Below are 24,729 nucleotides of genomic sequence, written 5' to 3' on the forward strand. Positions count from 1 at the left end.
AAACAAAGCTCACTTCGTAGGCATAGACTATTACTCAGATGGAGCTTGAGACACCCCAGCACTAGTGAAGGTTGCCATTTCCTTCATTATTCTGATCGATGCTTCGATTAGTGAAAATGCCAGAACGGCTCCGGTGCCCTCGCCAAGCCGCATATCCATCCGTAGCATAGGTGATAAGCCGATTGCCTCCAGCAATCGTGCATGCCCCTGTTCGTGGGACAGGTGCGAAGCGATAATGTAAGAAGCGCTTTGCGGTGCAATACGACTTGCCACTAATGCCGCTGCTGAAGAAATAAAACCATCGATCACGACAGGTTTGCGATACAACGCCGCCCCAAGGATCACACCGGTTAATCCTGCTATCTCCAAGCCGCCCAGCTTTGCCAATACATCAAAAGGATTGCTTGCGTCCGGTTTATTAACTTCGATCGCGCGTTCAATAACTTCCTGCTTGTGTCGCAGCATTTCATTGTCGATGCCCGTGCCTCGGCCTACAGCACCTGCCACATCCGTACCCGTAAGCACAGCAAGCAAGGCAGAGCTTGCCGTCGTATTACCAATACCCATTTCACCAGTGGCGAACATGGTGTAGCCGTCAGCAACCAAGTCCTTCACAAGGTCAATTCCGATGTGAATGGCTTCAAGAGCCTCTTGCTCTGTCATCGCCGGTCCGCGCATCATATTGCGCGTTCCTTTACGTACCTTGCGAGAATACAGTTGCGGATGCTCCAAATCGGCATTAACGCCGATGTCCACACAAACTACATCTGCACCAGCCTGACGAGCTAGAACATTAACCGCTGCTCCTCCGCTCAGAAAGTTAAGCACCATCTGCGGTGTTACTTCTGCTGGGAATGCGCTTATGCCTTCTTCGCAAACTCCGTGGTCACCCGCCATAACGATAACTGCCTTCTTACCAAACTCCGCTATCGTCTCTCCTGTAATACCCGCGAGTTGTCTTGCTGTATCCTCCAGCTTACCTAAACTTCCCGGAGGCTTGGTTAATTGGTCTAAATGTCTTCCAGCCGCTGCTATCGCTTCTTGATCAAGCGGTTTAATTTCCTTCAATAATAAGTCTAATGATTGCTGCATAATCGATATTCCCCTCTCATGAAAAACGTTATCTATTTATCTTCATCCATTACCTAAGTATGTTAAAAATGGCTTAATACCAAAATCAGCGCTCGACGAAGTCATTCGATAGCTCATTGCTTGACAAGACTTCACGAACGGCAATGGCAGCATACAAGACATTATTCGAAGCCATTGCCCACTCCCAAAACCTGCATCTATACAGGCTTTTTGAAATTTTAACAGCAGTCTTCGTGAATTCCTGCAAATGTGCATCTCTTTTCATTCTTAGATAAAATCGGACCATTTCACATGAAAATTGCTGTACTTTCGCAGCTTTTTCTTCTCAACAGCGAATTTCAGTGGAAAATAACTGCATGTTTGCAGGATTTTGTGCAGGCTGATAAACGTGAGATGGTCAAACACCAATTTTAAGGTTGAGCCCAGAAAATACATCCAATTTTCACACAAAAAATTCACTTATGTTTGTTGCTAAAGAATCAACCGAATACTAACGCAGCCTTCATCTTTCAGCTTTCATCTTTCATCTTCTATCCGCCTGCAGCAAAATTTGAGGCACATCCAGTACTGGATGGCGCATTACAATCGGCTGTGTGCCATATACCTGCTCCAGCAAAGCAGGTTGGATTACATCGTCAGGCTGACCGATTGCCACAGTTCGACCTTCCTGCAAAATCATCATCCGCCCGCAATATTGCGCAGCCAGATTCAAATCATGCAGGACTGAAATAACGGTCAGTCCGGTCTCCTTCTGCCAGCTGCTGATCCAGTCCATCATCTGCATCTGATAGCCGATGTCTAAGAATGTCGTCGGCTCATCGAGCAGCAGCAGTCGCGGCTCCTGCGCCATCACCTTGCCCAAGGCAACTCGCTGCCTCTCGCCGCCGCTTAATCCATCTACTGCGCGGTGCTGCAGCTTCCCAAGCTGCAGACGCTCGATGATGGAGTCCACCAAGCTCTCCGCATCGGCCAGCTCAGAGCCGAGCCAATTCTGGAATGGGTATCGACCCATTCCAATGATCTCGCGCACGGTGAAGCCGAGCGGCGGCAGCGCATCCTGCGGCAGCACCGCCATCCACTGCGCCAGCTCCTTGCGCGGGTGCTCATGTGCAGCGCGTCCTTCCAGCTGCACACGGCCTGATGTCGGCGCTTCGATGCCGGACAACAGCTTCAGCAGCGTAGATTTGCCGCTGCCATTAGGACCAAGGATGCCGAAGCATTCGCCCGCCTCTATATCAAAGCTTATCTGCTCCAGCACACCCTGCTCCTGGTATTTTTTACACACCTTACTCACCTGCACAAGTGCCAACGAACAACGCCTCCCCTGTTACAATCCCAAGCAATGCAATTTGCACTTAGGCTGACCGTTTGTTTTTCCTGAGTAAATAAGCGAAAAAAGGTGCTCCCATAAAAGCAGTAACAACTCCAAGTGGGATTTCTGTAGGGCTCAAGAGCATCCTAGCCAGCGTGTCAGCCCACAGCACGTAAATCGCCCCACCTAGCAGGGAGAGAGGCAGCAGCAGCCGATAATCCGGCCCAATTATCAAACGCAGCAAGTGAGGAACTATCAAACCAACAAAAGCCACAACCCCTGAAACCGATACCGCAGCAGCAGTAACTAGAGTTGCCGCAGATAGTACAATCAGCTTGGTCCGCTCAACACGAACTCCCAGATGGGAAGCCTGCGCCTCACCCAAAGCAAACAGGTTCATTGCCCTTCCATACGTCAGCAATAAGATGGCTCCAACAGCCAAATATGGAAGCAACACAAGCGAATAAGACCAGCCTCTTAGGGATAAGCTTCCCATCATCCAAAATATAATTTCATTAATAACCTGCTTCGACATGGCTACCATTAAAGATACGAAGGAGCCTAGAAAAGCTTGCATCACCACGCCTGCCAAAAGCACGGTCTCCATCTTCAGCTTACCGTCCGTACGAGCCAACAACAGCACCGTTAGCAGCGAAACCGCTCCTGTTACAAAAGCGACAATCGGCACGGTCCACGAGCCAAAAAAAGCAAACTGCAAACCAAACAAAATTAGAAAGGATGCTCCTAAAGCAGCTCCTGAGGAAACTCCTAATGTATATGGATCTGCCAATGGATTGCGCAGCACACCTTGAAATGCCGCTCCCGCTATACCAAGTGCTGCGCCAACCAAGATTCCCAGCAGCACTCTCGGTAAGCGAACCCGCCATATAATTTGCTCCGCAGCAGGCTGCCAATCGACTGGAATCTTTGCACCTACCCATGGCAAATGATGGGCTAAGATGCCCCATACCTGTATGAGCGGCAGTCGGACCGTTCCAATCGACAAGCTGACTGTAACGGAAAGAAAAAGGAGCAGCATCCCTACTCCTCCCCATAGCATCAGCTTACGCTTCATCTATTTCACCAGCTCCGGATATAATCCTTTAGCGATATCGACTAAACTATCAGCCATACGAGGACCGGGACGACTCATAAGATTTTTATCCAAACCTACAAACCGATTGGTCTTCACAGCCTCAATCCCCCCCCAACCGCTTCTTTCCTTGATCGCCTGATCCAGCATCTTGTTTGATTTATCATCAATTAAATTGTTTGGGTACAAAATAACCTGAGGATTATCGGCAATCACTTTTTCTTCATTAATCGCCATGTATCCTTGAGTATCCGAAGCTACATTAATACCTCCGGCCAACGTAATCAGCTCATCAATAAATTCACCTTTTCCAACAGTCCAACCCGGTGAAAACTCTATAAACACCCTTTTTTTCTGCTCAGGCTTCAAATCCTTCAAGGCATCAGTAACCTTTAAACGACTTTCCTTCATGGATGCAACAAGCGCCTCCGCTTGCCCCTGCTTATCAAATAACTGACCGAACATCAGCAGATTGTTCATCACATCATCCATTGTCTTCGGCTCAACCTTAAACACATTAACCTTCAACCCTCGCAGCTGTTCAACTGCTGGGACCTTAAGAGAAACTCCAGAAAGCACAATATCTGCATTCGCTGCGATCAACGACTCCTCGTTAGGCTTCACAATACTGCCCATCTTTGGCTTGGAGGTTGCTTCAGCAGGGTAGTCACAGAAATCTGAAACTCCAACTACCCGATCTCCTAATCCCAGAGCAAACAGAGCTTCAGTCTCACTTGGGGATACAGAAACAATCCGGACTGGCGCCTTATCAAAACTAAATTCCTTACCTGTCGCATCTTTAACTTTATATGGATAAACAGTTGACTTACTCCCAATAGCGGGTGAAGTCGGCGTTGTCTGTCCTTGTCCAACTTGTCCTTGCCCTACTTGCCCCGTTTGCCCCTCCTTATTGATGTCACCTGCATTGGGCGAAACTGATGTTCCAGGCGTTGTATTGCCTCCACAACCTGCAGCGCTCCCTAATAAAGCAAGCCCTAGTAATCCGATCATCCATTTATTTCTTTTGAATTTACTCATGTCTTCACCCTTCCTTAATACCCAACCCTTTGCCTTCTATGCTTAGAGCTGACCTACCCTCTTTATACGAAAAAACCCTTCAGTTCCTTAACAAAAAAGGAGCCAAAGGGCGCAGCGCTTATCCAAACAACAAGAAAGGCTCAGGTTGAGCCCCTTATCGTTTGTGCGTGACGCTCCTTTTTCCTCGAAAGAGACAGTCTCTATCCGAACAGGCAGGTCTCCTGACTCATGAGGGTGTGCAGCTTCCTCGCCTTCCCATTCCCTATTCAGGACAGTGGCTTTCTTGAGGAACTCCTCATTTACAGTGGCGGGACCGTGCCGGATTCGCACCGGCTTCCCTTTTAACCCTATGGGCATCTGCTCATGGGCACCTGTTCTAGGCTTTTAAATTAGTTAGCGGCAGTTCTCAGCCTGCAACCTTACTTCTGAGCAATTACTTTTAGAACCTGCATGACTTTATCTTGATTTTTAGCGTTTGCCGGTACAAAAGCAACCAAATCCTTACCGTTCACTTTGAGATCCATAAACCACTTTGTATGTTCCAAAGGAATGCCGTATAAGTGCTTTTCTTTCTTACCTTCCTTGCCGTCCTTACCATCTACAGGAAGCTCAAGCACACCATCCGGGAAATCCTCCGCTTTAGCAATGCCATCAAGACTCACATAGCCGCCTTGCTGACCAATCGCTTTATACTGCTCCATCGGTACGATAAGAATTCCGTTATCCCCGGCAGCAATCTCAACAATCAGCTTCTCCATCGAAAAAATAGGCGTTGTCAATACAGTTACCGTTGGCGCTTCACCCACTTTAGTTCGCAAGTCCGCTTGCAGCTTGTCTGCTATTTCGTTGGGAACCCCATTCTGCGCCATCATAAAAATTGGCACATCCGCTTTAGGTCCTCCGCCACAGCCAACCAATGCAAATAATGATAACAACAACGTAATTAACATGAAATTCCTTTTCATCTGTTCTCCTCCTGCAAGTATTTCCTTAGGGAATACTGCGTTTCAAGCATAAGCAATGATTGTCCAATCCGTTGTCCGATCCTGTAAATCCCAACTCACATCTTACCATAAAAAAGTAGTTTCTACAAAAATTGCGCACTCCCTACAGCCTTTCAACAAAGCAAAAAAGAACCGAGGTTATCGGTTCTTTTTATTACGAGCCATGTATTCATTTATTTTGGTATCAAGCATCATGCTGATTTCCACAACCTTCGGTGAGGTTAAACTCTTCTCATGATAGACCAGTTGTTCCAAATCACGACGCAAATGATAAATTTCTTCTTCCAAAGATAAGACGGTAGATGATTGCTTCTTTGTTCCAAAAAACCACTTGGCCTGCTGATCCTTTTCACGAATCCAACCAACATTTAAAGTATGCCGAAGCTGATATTCCGGAAAAGCCATTGTTCATCCCTCCTTGATGCCATATCTTTAGACATAAAATTTCATAAATTAATCAAATCTATGAAACTTCTTTATTATATAAAGATACCAGTTTTTCACGAGGTTGGAAATGGCTATTTTTGTCGTTTGATGCCGAAATTACAACTTTCTCAAGAAATTCCCAATCCTGTCTATCGCTTCGATTAATTGGTTAACAGAAGAGGCATAAGAACACCGGAGAAATCCTTCTCCACCAAGGCCAAACACTCCACCAGGCACAGCCGCTACCTTACCTTCATGCAGCAAGCGTTGGGCAAATTCTTCCGAACTTAGGCCTGTAGAGATAATCGAAGGGAAGGCATAGAATGCTCCTTGAGGCTCATGACATTGTAGTCCAATTTCCCTAAAGCCATGTACTATCAAACGGCGGCGTTGATTGTAAGACTCCATCATACGATCCTTCTCTTCCATGCCGTTTCTCAACGCCTCAAGAGCAGCAACCTGACCCATAGCTGGAGCGCACATTACCGAATATTGATGTATTTTAAGCATTGCCGAGATCAGATCCCTGTGTCCGCAAGCATAGCCCATACGCCATCCAGTCATCGCAAATGCCTTGGAAAAACCACTGACCAAGATTGTTCTATCCCGCATACCTGGCATAGCGGCAAAGCTTACATGCTTCTGTTCATAAGTAAGCTCAGCATATATTTCATCGGAAATGACGATAAGGTCATGCTCTTCAACAATTTTGGCAATAGGCAACCAATCCTCATAGCTCATGATACCGCCTGTCGGATTGCTTGGATAACATAAGATCAGTACCTTGGACTTCGGAGTTATACTTGCTTTTAACGCTTCAGGTGTTAGTTTAAACTCATCCTTAGCGAAAGTTTCAATTCCGACAGGAATACCTCCGCCAATCCTGGTGATAGGGGAGTAAGAAACATAACACGGCTCCGGAATGAGAATTTCATCTCCTGGAACGATTAGCGCTCTCAATGCCAGATCAATCGCTTCACTGCCACCTACTGTAACAAGCACTTCATCAGAAGGCTCATAAGGGACCTGGAACGAATCGTACAAATATTCGGCAATAGCCTCTCGAAGCTCGTAAAGCCCTGCATTGGAAGTATATTTGGTATTACCCCGCTCCAGTGAATACACGCATGCTTCGCGTACATGCCACGGTGTGCTGAAATCTGGTTCCCCTACACCTAGAGAAATGATATCTTCCTTACTAGCACTAACCAGATCAAAAAACTTACGAATACCTGAAGGCGGGATTTCTCTCACTAATGGAGCCAAATAACCGCTCATAGCCTTATTGGTTGATCCTTGTATATGGTTTTGCTTTATCATAGCTCATCGTCCTTCACGGGGAGATTAGCAGACGGGGATCCTCTTCTTTGTCCTCAAAGATTATGCCGTCCTGCTTATATTTTTTTAACACGAAATGGGTTTTAGTTGATAAAACGCGTTCAATAGGAGAAAGCTTGTTGGATACAAAGGAGGCGACCTCCTTCAATGTTTTGCCTTCAATCTCAACGAGCAGATCATAGGCGCCCGACATCAAAAATACGGACTTCACTTCCGGATATAAGTAAATCCGTTCCGCAATCGCATCAAACCCGCGGCCGCGTTCCGGCGTAATTTGCACTTCAATAAGCGCTGTAACCTTCTCATCGTCGACTTTCGCCCAATTGACAACTGTCGCGTATTTGACGATTACGTGCGCCGCCTCTAGATCTTGGATCGCTCCCGCCACTTCGGCCTCCGAGGCTCCCAGCAAAGTTGCGATCAATCCAGGCGTTCTTCTCGCGTCTTCCTTTAATAATTCGATAATGCGCATTTTAAATTGTTCCATTGGTTGATAGTCCTCCTATTTACAGCAGCATTAAATCTTTGGAATCAAAGATTATTACTACATATTACACCCAATGAGTCGCTTATTGCAAAATAAAATTGGTAAAGCTCGGCACAAGCCATTTAATCGGCTCCGGCGTCCTCATGGACAACCTCATTTGTCAAGGTGGAGCGAAGCAAAGCATACAAACTTACACTTGCTAATCAACCCAAAAAAGCCCTCTGGCTCCCATTTGCCCTGGGCTTTATTGAATGCTTTCATGCAGCAATCAAATGGATTTTATTCAGCATGAGTCAACCTATGCGGTTAACAAATAGCAGCTTGCGCATATACGTATCCACATCACGACCGCGGTAGTTCTGCAGCATGGTAATATGGCAGACTTGATTAGCCTCGCTCTCCTCTGCAACCCTGCCAATACCAACTAACCGCCCTTGGTCATAGGCCGCAAGTACATAACGGCTATTGCAAAACTGTTCATACTGCTGTCCTGCATCCAACGAGTTATCTTCCATAGAGGAAAGCAATTCACGGTACTCATTTAAGCCGGGAAGCTCGTTATTCAATGCTATTTTCATTATGCTCCACCTTCCATTTATTTTATCAATGCCATTACTTATAATTATACATAATAATGTATTTTTATTCAAATCATTTTATGTAAATTTTTCAGTGTTTTATCCAGCGAATTTCTTTCGTTGATTGCACAGCCTACTTGTGGATTAAATGAAAAGACCCTATTTTTGTCTAAAATGCTCATAGCTATCCTTGTAATTCGGGCAAAGCAAAAAGCCAACAGAAGTGATTTCGCACATCCATTGGCTTCCATACGAACATACTATGTGGCTGGAGCTTTTAAAAAATATCCATGCTCAAATATCGCTCGCCCGTATCCGGAGCTATACATAGCACCCGCTTACCCTTACCCAGCTTGCGCGCTACTTGTAGTGCAGTAAAGACGGACGCGCCTGCGGATGGCCCGACCAATATCCCTTCCTTACTCGCTAAGTCTCGGGTCGTGTTTATAGCATCCTCATCAGCCACCTGAACGATTTCATCGTATACATTCGTATTCAATATCATAGGAACAAACCCTGGGCTTGTTCCTACCAGCTTATGCGGCCCAGGCTGTCCACCTGATAGAACTGGCGAACCAGCTGGCTCCACCACATAGATCCGGATTCCCGGCAGCTTCTCGCGAAGCACTTCACCGGTACCGGTTATCGTTCCTCCTGTGCCGGAAGTCGCAACAAATGCATCGAGCTTACCTTCCATTTGCTCGATAATTTCCACAGCGGTTGTGACCCGGTGAATATCCGGGTTTGCCTTGTTTTCGAACTGCTGCGGGATAAAGCTGTTAGGAATTTGATCCCGCAGCTCCAGAGCCTTACGGATTGCTCCCGGCATCCGCTCCGCCGCCGGCGTCAGTACAACCTGTGCACCATAAGCCTTCAATATATTAATGCGCTCCTTGGTCATATTGTCCGGCATAATCAAGATAGCCTTGTAACCTTTGGCAGCTGCATTCATCGCTAACCCAATCCCTGTATTCCCGCTGGTCGGCTCAATGATCGTTGCTCCTGGCTTTAGAAGCCCATCCTTCTCCGCTTGAACAATCAGGTTATAAGCCGCTCGGTCCTTAACGCTGCCGCTCGGGTTGAAATATTCCAGTTTTACATACACCTCTGCATCATTTTCGCTTACAAGTCTGCGAATCCGTACCGCCGGTGTATCCCCAATGAGCTCGGTTATGCTGTTTACCATTCGACAGTTATTATTCATGCTGTTTCCTCCCCATCATTTGCTCAAATCCTAGCTTCCGGATAAGTCTACCGACCTTATTGTATCGAGACACATTTTTTTGTCAAGAATTAATAATAACTTATGAATAGATTGGGGTCAGAAGACAGGAATTAGACCTTCTCTTGTCGAATATTTCCATGTCTGCAACCTTACCTGCTCAATATTTGTTACAACATGTTACACCCAAATTTAAAATACCTTAGGAGGCCTGATCTATGTTTACTTCAATCGCCGCTTTTGAGGAAACTTGGGGGCATGAAAGTGCTTCTACTCTAAAAATTTTCAATGCACTTACAGACGCATCGCTGAAGCAGGAAGTCACTTCACAAGACCGTACATTAGGACGGATCGCTTGGCATATTACAACGACCTTGCATGAGATGTTATCCCGCACCGGCCTGGATTTTGCCGCACCCGAGAATGAAGAGCAAGTACCAGGAAGCGCACAAGAAATTGTAGATGCTTATCGTACGGGCAGCGAAGCCTTGATCAGCGCTATCAAAAACCAATGGACAGACGCAACACTATTGGAAAAAGTAGATATGTACGGCGAACAATGGCCCAACGGAGTAACGCTGCAAATTTTGATCAGCCATCAAATCCATCATCGCGGTCAAATGACCATACTTATGAGGCAAGCCGGTCTGAGTGTTCCCGGAGTATACGGCCCTTCGAGAGATGAATGGTCGCTAATGGGAATGGAGCCGCCTGCTGTTTAACCCATTCATATAACCAATTGTACACAAATCCGCTCACCTCTTGAAGAACGTTTAGACCGCCATTCATTAACGGTTTAAACACTGACTCTTCTGCCAGAGGCGAGCGTTTTATTTTTATTTAGCTGCTGTTACCTTGTCCCCTCTTTCACCGCAACCTCTTGGCCGCCCTGAGCATGAACCTTACGCATAAAAAACCAAGCCACTAGCGGAGAACTCCCAATCCCCAACAACAGCAGATTCAACGCAAGCGGTTCTTTCGTCATCGATACTACGATAATAAACAGAGCCGAGCCGGCAATACGTCCGACATTCAGCGCCAGCTCCCGCATTACAATATATTCCTCACGACGCTTTACACTATCCGCATTACCCCCAATCAAATCAAACACAGAGGACGTCATCGGAATCGAGTACAATGGAAAAAACAACCCCACACCCACACCAAATATCAACAAGGTCGTAAAATTCACCTTCCAGAAAAATGGAACAACTACTAATACAATCATTACTGCCCCAATTAACATGGCCACTTTTCGGTGCTTGCGTTTAATCAGTCTCCCGACAAGCATAAAACTGAACAATGCGACAGTAGAAGTAATCAGCGAAAAATTGCCCAGCTGCATTTCATTTCCGGTATGAACATAGACGAGCAGCGCGATCATAAATCCAAATACCCCTTCACGGACACCCTGGGCAACCAAAGCTGCTGTCACTGTCCGCCAAGCCGTCCCTTTTTCTCGTAAACAGCGCGCTGCCAGCAGCCACTCATAATTACCTTCGGATTTGCGCTTTTTCAGAAAAAAGCTGACTATTACCCCAAGTACAAACACAATTAAAGATAAGGTGAAAATAAGCCGATAACCGTTGGCCTGCTTCATATGCACGATTAAATAGCCAGAAATCCAGGGGGCAACCATCCCCGCACCTGATCCCAGCAACCCGGCCCAACCATTAAATCGATCGCGGTTTCCTGGATCTGTTACTTCAAAATAGACGACATTAAATGCCAACCAGAAAAATCCCGCCGATATCCCCTGAATAACGCCTAATAATAAATAATAATCAACAGCACGCCCGCCAAACCAAAGAACCAGCATATAAAATAGGGCTGAAACAGCAACACCTGCCCTCAGGCAATTCATTTTATTATGCTCCTTCACCCATTTACCTGCGAGCCAGAAGGTCAAAGCCATAGCTACATGATTCACCAGAGTAAACCATCCGAGAATCAGAAAGTCTTGCCGCGCTTTCCATAAGTACACATTTACGAAGGTTCCAGATAAGGCATTAGCAACCGCACATAAACCTTGAACCGTTAAGAGCAGACGAGATTGTGAAGTCAGTGGTTCTTTTTTCTTAGAGGGAGGAGAAGAGCTTGTATGCTTGTCCCGATAATTCCAGGAAGGCCGTTTCTCTGTACTTCGCACCCATTTCTGCGGAAAATCCTTAGTTCCAGAATGCATATGTATTCACCTATACATGAGAGATATGACGTCCCTGTTAACCTTCCCCATTCCCGCACAAAACATGACCGAATGACAAAAAGAGGGAATTCAACAGCTTTGGATCGTGCTGTAAATTCCCTCTTATGTATGGATTTATACCTAGTTATCTTTTACCATGCTCTTTCAATAGTTCAATCATAGCATTTCGATCATCATCTGCTATAAAATGGTCTATTTTAAAGCAGGAAGGACATACGTATACTTGCGAAGAATGGGATGGCTTCAACAAAGACTGCTTAAGCTTGGATGGAACAACTGGCACAAAATCAGGCGACATTGTCCGAGTGCCGGCAAACAACATTAGATTGTGGCAGGATGTACATTCTGGAGCTTCTTCCTGTGTATCCATAACCAGTTGGACGCCTTCTTCGTAATCGTCGAAGGTTTCCTCGTCTTCCATGTCCTCCAAATCTTCGTCATCTACATCTTCATCATCCAAATCTTCATCATCTTCATCAAAAAGTAGCTGTTCCCCGTCTGTTTTCACTTTTAGGGATACACTTCGGTATTCACCAAGCTCGTTAAAGCAATGAGGACACGTGTCCTCCGGCCCGATTTCAGGGTCCCATACGATCTCGGTTTGGCACCAAGGGCACAGATGGTCAAGCTGCGTCATCATCATTCCTCCGGTTTCATCATACTATGCGTGATTAATAAAATAATAGATCCCCGCGCCCAAAAAAACAAGCGCCAAAACAAACAAAGTTCCCCACAAATATTTCATGCTATGCCTCCCGAGCTGTCTGCAAACCGATTACGAAACACTGGCTCCAATGACATAAGAAATTGAAATCGAAATGATCATCGATAGAAAACCGACGGCTTTATTGTCCTTTTGGATCTCCTCGTCAATTTTAAAATACGGAGTCAGAAATTCGAAAATGAAATAAGCAATCATTAGTAAAATAAAGCCGTATCCAGCCCACAGCAAAGAATGAAGTATAGAGTCATTATTTAGGATTGCAAAACGAAACAGGTTGCAAATCCCAAATATTTTCCCTCCGGTTGCCATGGCTACGGACAAATTCCCCTTTTTAATTTCTTCCCAATCTTTGTACTTCGTAACGAGCTCGAATATAGCCAAAAATACAACTAAAGCTACTATGGCTACTGAAAAGAACGCTAAAGTCTCAATATACGGATTGCTTAACAACACATCCACCTCTTCATTCATCGTATAAATACCTCACCCTCATTGACAAGTTGTTGAGCGATTGGATTGTCTTTCCATTATAACGGATGAAGAGACTGTGGCAAAAGCCCCAGCCTCCTATAAGCATCTCTATATTTAATTAAACTTCTTTCTTTGCTTGCAGCTTTGCTCTTAGTGCAGCCATCTCATCATCAAGACCGTCACTCTTGTTTAATTGATTTAACTCGTCATCCAAGCTGCGGTCCTTGGAACGAAGCTCATTGCTGGCTTCAGCTTCTGCTTCCATTTGAAGTACTTTTTCCGACATACGGTCAAAGCCTTTAGAAGCATTATCGACACCGAAACCGGACATGGCTTGATTGATTTGCTTTTGTGCTTTTGCTGCTTCTGCACGTGCTACGAGCAAATCCTTTTTGTTCTTCATCTTGGTAAGCTCGTCTTTCATTTCACCTAGTTGGCCGCGAAGACGGTCTGCATTACCTTTAGCGATATCGTATTGCTTCTTCATCTCATCAAAACGGATTTGATGTTCTTTCTTATCCTGCAATGCTCTGCGAGCCAAATCTTCGTTGCCTTGCTCCAAAGCCTTCAATGCTTGCTCTTCACGCTTTGTTACCATTTCACTTGATTCTTCGTATTGCTGCTTGAATTTCTTCTCAACAGCTATTTGCTTAGCTACCGCAACCTCAGCCTCATTGATATCCTCTTCCATATCACGTAAAAACTGGTTAAGCATCTTAACTGGGTCTTCAGCTTTGTCCAGCAAATCATTGATCGAAGCCGCTGTCAGATCACGTAATCTTTTAAAAATTCCCATTGTTTATTTCCTCCCATGATTTGTTAAATTTATAATAACATCAGAATTAATAACTTTCAGCAAACTGAATAATTCTGATGTTTAAAGAATACCTCATGCTCGGTAGCCACAATAATCATGATGCTGATGTTTCATACTTATACATACGTATAAAAAGAAAAGGAGTTTCAGAGCTTCACAAAATTTTTTGTCACTTTAGCTCAGCGACCGTTACTCCCATACCGCCTTCGTGGTAACTACCGATACGATAGCTTTTTACATGCTTATGCTTACGCAGAAATTCCTGAATACCTGTGCGTAGTACACCAGTGCCTTTTCCATGAATGATGTACACATTGCCAAAATTGGCCAAGTAGGATTCATCCAGGAAACGGTCAACTTCAATCATTGCTTCCTCCAGATTAGCACCACGTAGGTCAAGCTCCATCCGCGCGTTCTCGTCCCGTGTCCGCTTCAAGCTAGCGGCTACTTGCTGTGGTTTTTTGGCAGCAGGAGCTGATTTGATCAGTTCAAGATCAGCCAATTGCACCTTCATCTTCATAATGCCAAGCTGTACGGTTGCTTCAAGCTCACCAACAATTTCAACAATATGACCTTTTTGACGCAAGTTAGTAACCAATACCTCGTCACCCGCTTGCAGCTTATCAGGCTTGCTAGAACCGTTCTTCACCGTTGCTTTTTTCTTTCTAAGCTCCGGTGCTGCTTGATCCAATCTTCGTTTGGCATCACTTAAGTGGTGATCCTTAACGCCAAGAATCGACTCGCGCTGCATACGCCGCAAATCTGCGATGATCTCATCAGCCTCGCGGCGCGCCTTGGCCACCGCCTCCTGCGCTTCGCGCTCTGCCTTCTCGAACAGCTTATCACGCTGCTCCTCGAAGCGCTGCTGCTGCGCCTCCAGCTGTTCGCGCAAGGCCGCTACCTCGCGCCGCTGCTGCTCGGCGGTGTTTCTCTCAGCTTCTGCGATCAGCCGATTTTCTTCGAGCGTAGCGATCATCGATTCCACGCGCTGATCCTCTTCCCCGACCTGCCCACGGGCATGGTCGATGATGGATCTCGCGAGCCCCAGCCGCTCGGCGATAGCAAATGCGTTGCTTCGCCCTGGGACGCCAACTAGCAGGCGGTAAGTAGGGCTCAACGTTTGCACATCGAACTCCATGCTCGCGTTGATAATGCCTTGACGGTCGTAAGCATAGGCCTTCAGCTCGCTGTAGTGGGTTGTTGCTACAATTCTACAGCCCATTCTGTGTATATACTCAAGCAATGCGATAGCTAGTGCCGAGCCTTCAGCCGGATCGGTACCCGCCCCCAGCTCATCCATTAGTACCAAACTCTTAGGTGTCATATCCCGAAGAATGCTAATAATATTGGTCATATGACTTGAGAACGTACTCAGGCTTTGCTCAATACTCTGCTCGTCTCCGATATCCGCATAAATAGCATCAAATACACATAGCTGGCTACCTTCCTCTGCGGATACAAATAGTCCTGACATAGCCATTAATGAAAGCAAACCAATCGTCTTAAGCGATACGGTCTTACCCCCAGTATTAGGGCCCGTTACGATAATAGTTGTATAGTTGTTGCCAAGCTCAATATCAAGCGGCACAACCTTCTCTGCAGCGATAAGCGGATGTCTACCGCGCTTAATCTTAATAAACCCGCGATCATTCAACATCGGGAGCGTTGCTTTCATCTCATGAGCCAGCCCGGCCTTAGCGAATATAAAATCCAACTCAGCCAACACATCTAGGCTACCAAGAAGCTCATCTGCAACTTCAGCAACTAAAGCAGTTAGTATTTGCAGGATCTTCTCAATTTCCCGCTCTTCCTTGAGCTTCAGCTCCCGCACTCTGTTATTTAATTGTACAACCTGCTCAGGTTCAATAAACAGCGTTGCACCTGAAGCGGATTGATCATGAATCATCCCGCCAAAATGGCCGCGATATTCCTGTTTTACCGGAATGACATAACGGTCATTCCGTATCGTGACCAGATTATCCTGAAGCATCTTTTGAATCGATGGAGTGCGAACCATTTGCTCCAAGCGTTCGCGTGCACGGGTTTCACTGCTCCGCAGCTCTTGGCGGATCCGCGCTAGCTCAGGGCTTGCTGAGTCAACCACTTGCGCATTATCGTCAATACACACCTTAATTTTATCCTCAGTAGTCTTTAGATCAGCTATCGACTCCGTTAATGCGATGAGCAAAGAAATAGAGTATTCCTCATGGACCGTTTCAAGAAACCGCTTTAAGCGACGGCCACCAGAAATTGTATTGGCTATATCAAAAAGCTCAGCCGGATTCAGCATACCCCCGATTCTCGCTCGGTGTACGGCTGCTGTAATATCACGGATACCTCCAAATGGGGCGCTGCCCCTAAGCCTGTTTACATTTACCGCTTCATCGGTTGCCTTCAAGCGCTCCTTAACCTCTAAAAAATCACCACTTGGCAATAGTTTTTCCAAACGAGCCTTGCCTAAGCTTGTCGCCGCATGTTGGGCGCATTTATGTAAAATGGCGGAGAAATCCAATGTCTTTAATATTTTGCTGTTCAATTCCGCTTCCTGCCTTTCTTTCCTATACACAAGAATAATCACTTAAAAACCTGAAGCTTTAGCTTCCATATACCTGATATTGTAAAAGCTTCTCTCTATTATATTATATCCAAGACACAAGGGTTTAGCTAATTTTCAAGTAAAGTCATTTTCACCTTACTGCCCCAAATAATGGTCCACATAAGTAGTTTTCGGAAAGTACATAATATGATGTGCACCGAGTAAACAATGTCGAACACATTGACGAACAAAAGCCAATAGTAACGTACTGCGGACCATCATCCGCTATTCCCAAAAGGAGGTATCAGCGATGCATTTGCTTGGACATTTAATCAGGTTTATCGTATCTGCTTTGGTGCTAATGTTTGTGAGCTTTATCGTTCCGGCTTTTGAAGTTGGCGGTTTTTGGAGTGCCTTTTTCTTGGCTTTAGTCATTGCGGTTGCCGCTTGGGTCATTGAAGGGATATTCGGCAAACGAATTACACCATTCGGCCGCGGAATTGTAGGTTTCATTACAAGTGCGGTAATCATCTGGCTTGCACAGTTCATAGTCAGCGGTGTTACGACAAGTATTATTGGTGCGCTGCTTGCCGCTCTGGTCATTGGGATTATCGACCTGTTTATACCAGTCAAAACTCCCTTTGAACAAGGCATTACCGGAAACGAAAAACGCTAGTCGTATTTTTGTGGAAGGTATAGGTCAAAAAAATCAGCCTGCGGGTTTATCGCGCACGGCTGATTTTTTATGCCATGTCATGTTGTTCATACAAAACAATAAATGTCCATGATTTATCTCATATAGCTAGTTTTTGTTCGTAAATACATCATCGTTTTGTCACTTTATTGTCACTGCAAACCCTACGAAGATCATGTAAGATTGCGTTATAAAGTAAATTTATCTTTTTAACGGAGGGTTATTTGATGAAAAAATTAATCGTATTAGCCATGGCTGTTTGTTTAGTATTTGCTATATCCGCTTGCGGTAAAAAAGAAGAAGCAAAAGCGCCAGCCACAACTACTGGAGCAGCAGCCGGTGCAGGCTCCGCGGCTTCCCAAGACGTAAAGCTAGTTGCATCTAACTTCAAATTTGACCAAGCTGAATACAAAGTGAAAAAAGGCCAAGACATCAAAATTTCTTTAGAGAACAAAGAAGGTATGCACGGTGTTGAAATTAAAGGCTTAAGCGTTAAGCTAGACGGCAATACCAAAACAGCAACCTTCAAAGCCGACAAAGAGGGTACCTATGACATCATTTGCTCCATCCCTTGCGGACAAGGTCATATGACAATGAAATCCAAGCTGATTGTTGAAAGCTAAGCTTAACAACTCAAGTCAATTACATAAGCCGACTTCCCTAAGCTTTTCAGCGGGGAGTCGGCTTTTTTCATATAAAGATTGGCTTGTTTTTACAATATTTTTCAAGTTAATTCCCAAACAATTTCCTCTAATTGCATACCCCTGGATCCCTTGACCAAGAGAACATCCTGTGGCCGGATAAGAGCGCGAATCTCAGATATTGCTTCTTTTTTATGTTGAAAAGCTTTGACACGATCAGCATCCTTGAATTTTTTTGTTGCTTCAATAGCAATTTCTTGGGCGATCTTGCCTATTGTAAACACATAGTCGACTTTATTAGGGTCGATACCCTCTCCAATTTCCCTATGAAACTGTTTTTCACACTCACCAAGCTCCAACATATCTCCCAATATTAAAAATTTACGCGAATAACCTTTTAGCTCCTCAAACGCTCCTATAGCTGCCTTCATGGAAACTGGGCTTGCGTTCCAAGCATCATTTATCATTGTAAATCCAGCTTTAGATTCCACTTTCTCCATTCTCATTCCGGTCATTTTTAATTGCGCTAATCCCATCCTTATACGATTTGTAGGAACGCAAAGGGTTTCACCAACAGCAATGGAAGCAAGGGCGTTCAAAACATTATGTTTACCAAGGATCGGAATCATACATGATTCCATAAATGTATTCACTAAAAATGATGTATTTTCAGTTTCTTGTTGAATAACAGATGCATAATAATCGTTGGTCTCGTTGTTCTCTCCAATACGAATGATCCGAATGGATTTTGAGAGAGACATTTCATCTAACCCATTCTTTAACAACGGTTCATCACCATTTAATATAAGAACACCATTACTCTGCAACCCGATTACTATTTCTAGCTTGGCCGCGGCTATTTCTTCTCTAGAGCCTAAAGATGATAAATGAGAAAGTCCAATCATTGTTATTACAGCTATGTCAGGGGCGGCTATCCTTGAAAGCCGTTCAATTTGTCCGCGTTCACTCATCCCTAACTCAAGGACAACGACCTCGCTATTTTCTTTAATCTCAAGAAGAGTTAAGGGCAGTCCGATCTGGCTATTTAGATTTCCTTTAGTTTTATGGACCTTGTAAGAAGTCTCTACTATTGAACTCACCATATCCTTAGTTGTTGTCTTCCCGTTACTTCCTGTAATAGCGATTACTTTTATTGAAAGTTGTTTCCGATAAGAACTCGCCAAATGCTGAAGAGCTATTACACAATCATCAACGAAAATTAATGGGAAGTCATGAGGGGGATTAGGTTGATCGTTTTGCCAAAGTGACGCAACAGCGCCTTTTCGGATGGCCTCTTTAACGTAATCATGCCCATTCTTCACTCTGACAATAGGCACATACAAGCTTCCCGCTGCAATAGTTCTTGAATCAATAGAAATACCTTGAACAACGATGTCATAGAATAAGTCCTCCAATCCTATACCCAAACACATTTCTTCAACTTGCTGAAGAGTACGTTTTATCACCTTACTTCCCTCCCTAATGCTTAATGAGTATATTAAATATGTATATGACAGCTGAATTAAACTCGATTAATGTTACATCGTTTCTTCCAACAATTCTAGTAAACCATCCGGAACAAGATGATATTTATTAGTACCTTTAAATTCGTGAAGCGAGATCCATAAAACCCTAAACTTCTCAGTTCCTTCCACGCCTTCAATCAGACTTTTAGAATAAAGGGACTTATCAACCAAATCCGCTTCATAAATGAAATCAATGGTATGCCCTATCTCTAAGCCATGTGGTTTTACTTTAAAAACATTCTCTATAACTTTAAGGAACCGTAAGTTTGTCAACCCAGCTCCAATCTCTTCCCAGACTTCACGCGCCACAGTTTCCATACTCTTCTCACCGTATTCCAAAGTACCTCCCACGGGTCTGTAGTGTGTTAATTGTGTGGCTGGATCGCGATGTTCCATGACTAGAATTTGATCCTTGTTACGAATAACACATAAGGCAACAACCCTTATCATATACTCAGCTCCTTTCAAAAAATAAAAGTAATAAGTTCATGCAAGCTACATGAGTTGAATGAACGATTGAATCTCACAACTTATCTTATGTCCTCATGGCAATAGGCACCACTTAAACAATTCACTCACATGAGCACAAGCTTCCGAATTCCGACAACAAAACAGGAAAAGCTCATACTAATTTCTCCAACATACGCGCTGTGGCTTCATTTTGCGGGAAAACTCACTCTAATCTATTGAAAAATCTCAACTTTGGGTCAACGTTCGAAATTAGATGGAATAATTCCAGATAAATCGGAAAGCAACACAGAAACATGTCAACTAGATGGAGCTTACCCTGTTCAACTTAAATTGAGGAAAACAAAAAAACGGCTCTGTTCGCGATTCATTCGCACAAAACCGTTTCTCCATTAACACTTGAAAACTCTCTCGATGCAAAAACTCCGCGGCTACGTATTTTTCTGCTTCCATAGCTCATGAAGCTTATCGGTCACAGAAGGTAATGCGTTCAGTATATAAGGAGCCGTTGTTGAGCCTTTCAACAAACGCTGTGCCGTGTCATTCGGTATAACGGTCATAACTTGAACCGCAACAACGACAAGCAGGACCGCTTCAGCGAAACCTAACAGCCCGCCGCTCCATTTGTTAAACATTTTTATTCCTGGTGTCAATGCTATCCAATTTAGCACACGACCGACTATGCTTAGTGCCAGCTTTACTCCGAAAAGTAACAAAGCAAAAGCAATGGCATTATACATATAAGCATCCAAGTTGAGTCCTTTGACAAGAAACTCGTATTTCTTGTAAGTCTCATATGAAGGTAAAGAAAGCACCTCGGCAATCCAAGGTGCTGTTTCACGATAAAAGGCAAATGCCACAACATAAGCGATAAATAATCCCGCGACGGATACCAACTGACTGACCAAGCCACGGTAATACCCTAACATGGTGCCTGCAACCGTTAAAACAACGGCCGCCCAATCCAATCCGTTCATGCTGCTTCCCCACTTATGCCTTTATTCTATTCCTTCTCAACGAGCTCAATCCATTCGTTATACTCGGTCTGCAGCTTTTCATATTCAGATTTCAATTCTTGAAGTTCCGTGAAAATCTGCTCAGCACGCTCCTGATGACTTGAGTATTCATTCTGAAGTGATTGCTGCTGTTGAGATTGTTCATCATATTTATCTTGCAGTTCATTATATAACTCTATTTGCAGCTGTAATTCTTCTTTTTGGCTTATATACTCACGTCGAATCTTCTCAGCTTCTCCCGATAATTCGTCGGTGCGGAGCTGCCAATGCTTGGACTGCTGTTCCAAGGCTTCGATACGCTCCTGTTGTTCCTCCTGTAGCTTATCCAAGCCTTGATTATGCTCCAATTGCTCGAGATATTCACGCTCTAACGCTGCATATTGGCCTGTCCCTTGCTTAAGCTGAGCCTCAAGCGTTGCAGCGGCTTCCCCCTGCCCCTGAAGCTGTTCCTGCAGCAAATAGCAACGTTCTTCCAGCTTCATTATCGCCTCACGACTCTGGTCATTCTGCAGCTTTAGACTAGCTTGCAGCTCGGTAAACTGGCCTTCAAGCTCACTATAGAGCTCCTCTTGAAGTTCCAATTCTTCGCGCTGTCCATTCATTTGACTGCGCTGTTCCTCAATTTGCTTGGTCAGCTCATCGCTGCGGCGCTGCCATTGACTGACAGTATCCTGCAGCTGCTGCTGATAAGCTTGCTGCTCACGGAATTGCGACAGCAATCCGCGTTGCTCCTCCTGCATAGCAACAATCTGCTGCTGCTGCTCCACAAGCAGTTCCCCGCGCTGACGCAGCTCCCGCTCTAGAACAGAGTAGCGCTCATCCCTCTCGCGAAGCACTTCCGTGCTATGGGTACGCTGCTCCTGCAGTTGCTGTTCTAGACTATCGTGCTGCGATTGCAGCTCGTCTTGAAGCTCTTGCATTAGCTGTGCCTCTTCCAACGCGCTATCTAGCTGACGCTGCTGCTCAGCAAATTGTCCACGCTGCGCGTCTAGCTGAGCCTGTAATTGAGCCGCTGCCGCTTCGCTTTGTACACGCTGCTTCACCTGAAGCTCCTGCTGCTCTTGCAGTGCAAGATCACTTTGCTCACGCAACTGCGCCAGCTGAAGCTCCAGACGCTCCTGCTGCTCCAGCATCGCCAGCTCGCTTTGCTCTCGCTCTTCCGCGGACTGCCGCTCCAGACGCTCTTGCAGCTCACGCTGCTCCTGCACGCCTTGCTCGCGTACCTGCGCCAGCTGCTGCTCCATTCGCTCCTGCTGCTCCAGCATCGCCAGCTCGCTTTGCTCTCGCTCTTCCGCGGACTGCCGCTCTAGACGCTCTTGCAGCTCACGCTGCTCCTGCACGCCTTGCTCGCGCACCTGAGCCAGCTGCTGCTCCATTCGCTCCTGCTGCTCCAGCCTCGCCAGCTCGCTTTGCTCTCGCTCCTCCGCGGACTGCCGCTCTAGACGCGCTTGCAGCTCACGCTGCTCCTGCACGCCTTGCTCGCGCACCTGCGCCAGCTGCTGCTCCATTCGCTCCTGCTGCTCCAGCATCGCCAGCTCGCTTTGCTCTCGCTCCTCCGCAAGCTGACGCTCCAACCGCTCTTGCAGCCCTCGCTGCTCTTGCGTGCCTTGCTCGCGCACCTGCGCCAGCTGCTGCTCTAGGCGCTCCTGCTGCTCCAGCAGCGCCAGCTCGCTTTGCTCTCGCTCTTCCGCGAACTGCCGCTCAAGACGCTCTTGCAATTCTCGCTGCTCCTGCACGCCTTGCTCGCGCACCTGTGCCAGCTGCTGCTCCATTCGCTCCTGCTGCTCTAGCATCGCCAGCTCGCTCTGCTCTCGCTCTTCCGCGAACTGCCGCTCAAGACGCTCTTGCAGCTCTCGCTGCTCTTGCGTGCCTTGCTCGCGTACCTGCGCCAGCTGCTGCTCTAGGCGCTCCTGCTGCTCCAACATCGCTAGCTCGCTTTGCTCTCGCTCCTCCGCGAACTGCCGCTCCAGACGCTCTTGCAACCCTCGCTGCTCTTGCGCGCCTTGCTCGCGCACCTGCGCCAGCTGCTGCTCCATTCGCTCCTGCTGCTCTAGCATCGCCAGCTCGCTCTGCTCTCGCTCCTCCGCCATCTGACGCTCCAACCGCTCTTGCAGCCCTCGCTGCTCTTGCGCGCCTTGCTCGCGCACCTGCGCCAGCTGCTGCTCCAGACGTTCCTGTTGCTCCAGCAGCTCTAGCTCGCTTTGCTCTCGCTCTTCCGCGAACTGCCGCTCAAGACGCTCTTGCAATTCTCGCTGCTCCTGCACGCCTTGCTCGCGCACCTGCGCCAGCTGCTGCTCCATTCGCTCCTGCTGCTCCAGCATCGCCAGCTCGCTCTGCTCTCGCTCCTCCGCGAACTGCCGCTCCAGACGCTCTTGCAGCTCTCGCTGCTCTTTCGCGCCTTGCTCGCGCACCTGCGCCAGCTGCTGCTCTAAGCGCTCCTGCTGCTCCAGCATCGCCAGCTCGCTCTGCTCTCGCTCCTCCGCGAACTGCCGCTCCAGACGCTCTTGCAGCCCTCGCTGCTCTTGCGCGCCTTGCTCGCGCACCTGCGCCAGCTGCTGCTCCATTCGCTCCTGCTGCTCCAGCATCGCTAGCTCGCTTTGCTCTCGCTCTTCCGCGAACTGCCGTTCAAGACGCTCTTGCAATTCACGCTGCTCTTGCGCGCCTTGCTCGTGCACCTGTGCCAGCTGCAACTCCATTCGCTCCTGCTGCTCCAGCATCGCCAGCTCGTTTTGCTCTCGCTCTTCCGCAAGCTGACGCTCCAACCGCTCTTGCAGCCCTCGCTGCTCTTGCGCGCCTTGCTCGCGCACCTGTGCCAACTGCAACTCCATTCGCTCCTGCTGCTCGCTAAGAGCCTCCTCGCCTTTCGCACGTTCCTGCTCCAGACGCGCTTGCAAAATACGTCCTTCCTCAGCCTGATGACCGAGCTGTACCTGCAGCTGTCTCTTCTGTTCATGCTGCTCCTGCAGCTGTTCCTCACTCGCTTTACCGCGATCTTGCTCTTGTTTAAGCTCGCTTTGGAGCTCATTATATAGCTCAACCTGCAATTCGTACTCTTGCAGTTGCTGACTTATTTGCTCCTGCAGCTGGTCATTCTGCTGGCCTAACTCCTCCAATTGCTGCTGACGGCTGCTGCAAAGCACCTCCAGCTCCTGCACCTCGCCCTGCTGTTCATCCAGCTGAGAACGCAAGGTTTGCAGCTGTCCTTGCTCCTGCTGCAATTGCTGTTCTAACCGTCGTTGTGCCTCACCCAGCTTATTCAGCTGACTTTGCTTCTCCTCCACCTGTCCGCGCAGGCTGCGCTGCTCCTTCAACTGCTGCTCAATCCGCTGTTCCAGCTGCTTTTTCTCCTCAGTCTGCTTCACCAATCGCTGTTCCAATGCAGCTGTCCGCTCTATGCCCGCAGCAAGCTCCGCTTCCTGTAGCTGGTTCTGCTCCTGAAGTTCACCAGCCGTCTTGTGTACAGCTTGAAGCTGCTCCTCGGCCTTACTACGGACCTCTCGCTCGCTGCGATAGTCTGCTTCCAGGCGCTCATGCTTCTGCTTCGACTGAACCGCAGCCTCGCGAAGCTTTTCCACCTCTGCTTTCGCTTGCTCCCTCTCAACCTGCAGGCTTTTGCTAGACGTTTCCAATTGCTTTATACGCCCCTGCTCACCTACAAGCTCCTGCTGAAGCAACAAGTGCAGCTCTTGCAGCTTATTAAGATCTTCACGAGATTGCTCGAGCTGTCGCTGTTTATCAAGCGATTGCTCCAGCTCCTCCTGCATCTTAAAATAATCGCTTGCCATATGTACCGCCGCTAACACAGCAATCTTCGGCGTATCCAAACGCGGAGAACCCGCGGCAATTTTATGCATTTGTTCATTAACTTGCGCTGCTACCCGCTTCATATAGGTAACATTTGTTTGAGCAACCAGCTTATATTGGCTGCCGAATATATCTACCGTCATCCGGATTTTGTCATCACTCACTTGTAAGCTCTCCTTTCGGACATCACAACAAATTTCACCCCTGAAGAGGCTGTAAAAGAGGTTGTTCAAAAA

22 protein-coding genes and 1 riboswitch are annotated in these 24,729 nt (G+C 46.7%); of the genes, 3 read left to right on the forward strand and 19 right to left on the reverse strand.

Annotated features, from left to right (window positions below):
• Positions 1–30: 30 nt before the first annotated feature.
• The 10 genes from cobT to cysK form a co-directional block, all read right to left on the reverse strand.
• On the reverse strand, positions 31–1,092 hold the full coding sequence (cobT, locus tag GC093_RS00915; RefSeq protein WP_171649972.1) for a nicotinate-nucleotide--dimethylbenzimidazole phosphoribosyltransferase: 1,062 nt from the start codon (positions 1,090–1,092) through the stop codon (positions 31–33).
• A gap of 523 nt (positions 1,093–1,615) precedes the next feature.
• On the reverse strand, positions 1,616–2,401 hold the full coding sequence (locus GC093_RS00920; protein ID WP_171649973.1) for an ABC transporter ATP-binding protein: 786 nt from the start codon (positions 2,399–2,401) through the stop codon (positions 1,616–1,618).
• A 46-nt stretch (positions 2,402–2,447) separates the two neighbouring features.
• A complete protein-coding gene (locus tag GC093_RS00925) occupies positions 2,448–3,479 on the reverse strand; it encodes a FecCD family ABC transporter permease (protein ID WP_171649974.1) in 1,032 nt (343 codons plus the stop codon).
• Positions 3,480–4,535 (reverse strand): ABC transporter substrate-binding protein, encoded by a 1,056-nt coding sequence (locus tag GC093_RS00930; RefSeq protein WP_171649975.1) that lies wholly within the window; start codon positions 4,533–4,535, stop codon positions 3,480–3,482.
• Between the two features lie 194 nt (positions 4,536–4,729).
• A riboswitch (cobalamin riboswitch) is annotated at positions 4,730–4,925 on the reverse strand.
• A 29-nt stretch (positions 4,926–4,954) separates the two neighbouring features.
• Positions 4,955–5,500: a hypothetical protein gene (locus GC093_RS00935; RefSeq protein ID WP_171649976.1), complete on the reverse strand. Its 546-nt coding sequence runs from the start codon at positions 5,498–5,500 to the stop codon at positions 4,955–4,957.
• A 177-nt stretch (positions 5,501–5,677) separates the two neighbouring features.
• Positions 5,678–5,944 (reverse strand): aspartyl-phosphate phosphatase Spo0E family protein, encoded by a 267-nt coding sequence (locus GC093_RS00940; RefSeq protein WP_171649977.1) that lies wholly within the window; start codon positions 5,942–5,944, stop codon positions 5,678–5,680.
• Between the two features lie 138 nt (positions 5,945–6,082).
• Complete coding sequence (locus GC093_RS00945; RefSeq protein WP_171649978.1) at positions 6,083–7,285, reverse strand: aminotransferase class I/II-fold pyridoxal phosphate-dependent enzyme; 1,203 nt, start codon at positions 7,283–7,285, stop codon at positions 6,083–6,085.
• Positions 7,286–7,298: 13 nt separating this feature from the next.
• On the reverse strand, positions 7,299–7,790 hold the full coding sequence (locus GC093_RS00950; RefSeq protein WP_171649979.1) for an Lrp/AsnC family transcriptional regulator: 492 nt from the start codon (positions 7,788–7,790) through the stop codon (positions 7,299–7,301).
• Positions 7,791–8,083: 293 nt separating this feature from the next.
• Complete coding sequence (locus GC093_RS00955) at positions 8,084–8,368, reverse strand: hypothetical protein (RefSeq protein WP_171649980.1); 285 nt, start codon at positions 8,366–8,368, stop codon at positions 8,084–8,086.
• Positions 8,369–8,645: 277 nt separating this feature from the next.
• Positions 8,646–9,572 (reverse strand): cysteine synthase A, encoded by a 927-nt coding sequence (gene cysK, locus GC093_RS00960; RefSeq protein WP_171649981.1) that lies wholly within the window; start codon positions 9,570–9,572, stop codon positions 8,646–8,648.
• 236 nt (positions 9,573–9,808) lie between these two features.
• Here cysK and GC093_RS00965 point away from each other — a divergent pair, with 236 nt between their 5' ends.
• Entirely contained in the window at positions 9,809–10,312 is a 504-nt protein-coding gene (locus GC093_RS00965) for a DinB family protein (RefSeq protein WP_171649982.1), read from the forward strand.
• A gap of 128 nt (positions 10,313–10,440) precedes the next feature.
• On the opposite strand, the gene GC093_RS00970 is transcribed toward GC093_RS00965, so the two are convergent.
• The 5 genes from GC093_RS00970 to GC093_RS00990 all read right to left on the reverse strand — a co-directional run bounded on the left by GC093_RS00970 (position 10,441) and on the right by GC093_RS00990 (position 16,344).
• Positions 10,441–11,775 (reverse strand): MFS transporter, encoded by a 1,335-nt coding sequence (locus GC093_RS00970; RefSeq protein WP_171649983.1) that lies wholly within the window; start codon positions 11,773–11,775, stop codon positions 10,441–10,443.
• A gap of 145 nt (positions 11,776–11,920) precedes the next feature.
• Entirely contained in the window at positions 11,921–12,433 is a 513-nt protein-coding gene (locus GC093_RS00975) for a hypothetical protein (RefSeq protein ID WP_171649984.1), read from the reverse strand.
• A 138-nt stretch (positions 12,434–12,571) separates the two neighbouring features.
• The gene (locus tag GC093_RS00980; protein ID WP_171649985.1) at positions 12,572–12,991 is read right to left on the reverse strand and encodes a DUF350 domain-containing protein; all 420 of its coding nucleotides are present in this window, start codon (positions 12,989–12,991) and stop codon (positions 12,572–12,574) included.
• Between the two features lie 118 nt (positions 12,992–13,109).
• Positions 13,110–13,787: a PspA/IM30 family protein gene (locus GC093_RS00985; protein ID WP_171649986.1), complete on the reverse strand. Its 678-nt coding sequence runs from the start codon at positions 13,785–13,787 to the stop codon at positions 13,110–13,112.
• Positions 13,788–13,977: 190 nt separating this feature from the next.
• Positions 13,978–16,344 (reverse strand): endonuclease MutS2, encoded by a 2,367-nt coding sequence (locus tag GC093_RS00990; protein ID WP_171650050.1) that lies wholly within the window; start codon positions 16,342–16,344, stop codon positions 13,978–13,980.
• A 310-nt stretch (positions 16,345–16,654) separates the two neighbouring features.
• On the opposite strand from GC093_RS00990, the gene GC093_RS00995 reads away from it, so the two are divergent.
• Positions 16,655–17,020 (forward strand): phage holin family protein, encoded by a 366-nt coding sequence (locus GC093_RS00995; protein WP_171649987.1) that lies wholly within the window; start codon positions 16,655–16,657, stop codon positions 17,018–17,020.
• 245 nt (positions 17,021–17,265) lie between these two features.
• Positions 17,266–17,661, forward strand: a complete 396-nt coding sequence (locus tag GC093_RS01000; protein ID WP_171649988.1) for a cupredoxin domain-containing protein — start codon at positions 17,266–17,268, stop codon at positions 17,659–17,661.
• Positions 17,662–17,762: 101 nt separating this feature from the next.
• On the opposite strand, the gene GC093_RS01005 is transcribed toward GC093_RS01000, so the two are convergent.
• The 4 genes from GC093_RS01005 to GC093_RS01020 all read right to left on the reverse strand — a co-directional run bounded on the left by GC093_RS01005 (position 17,763) and on the right by GC093_RS01020 (position 24,657).
• On the reverse strand, positions 17,763–19,145 hold the full coding sequence (locus GC093_RS01005) for a UDP-N-acetylmuramoyl-tripeptide--D-alanyl-D-alanine ligase (protein WP_171649989.1): 1,383 nt from the start codon (positions 19,143–19,145) through the stop codon (positions 17,763–17,765).
• 72 nt (positions 19,146–19,217) lie between these two features.
• Positions 19,218–19,655, reverse strand: coding sequence for an NUDIX hydrolase (locus GC093_RS01010; protein ID WP_171649990.1), 438 nt, complete (start codon positions 19,653–19,655; stop codon positions 19,218–19,220).
• A gap of 449 nt (positions 19,656–20,104) precedes the next feature.
• Positions 20,105–20,650, reverse strand: a complete 546-nt coding sequence (locus tag GC093_RS01015) for a CvpA family protein (protein ID WP_171649991.1) — start codon at positions 20,648–20,650, stop codon at positions 20,105–20,107.
• Between the two features lie 26 nt (positions 20,651–20,676).
• Positions 20,677–24,657 (reverse strand): hypothetical protein, encoded by a 3,981-nt coding sequence (locus tag GC093_RS01020; protein ID WP_171649992.1) that lies wholly within the window; start codon positions 24,655–24,657, stop codon positions 20,677–20,679.
• Positions 24,658–24,729: the final 72 nt, after the last annotated feature.

Source organism: Paenibacillus foliorum (assembly GCF_013141765.1).
Classification (GTDB): Bacteria; Bacillota; Bacilli; order Paenibacillales; family NBRC-103111; genus Paenibacillus_S; species Paenibacillus_S foliorum.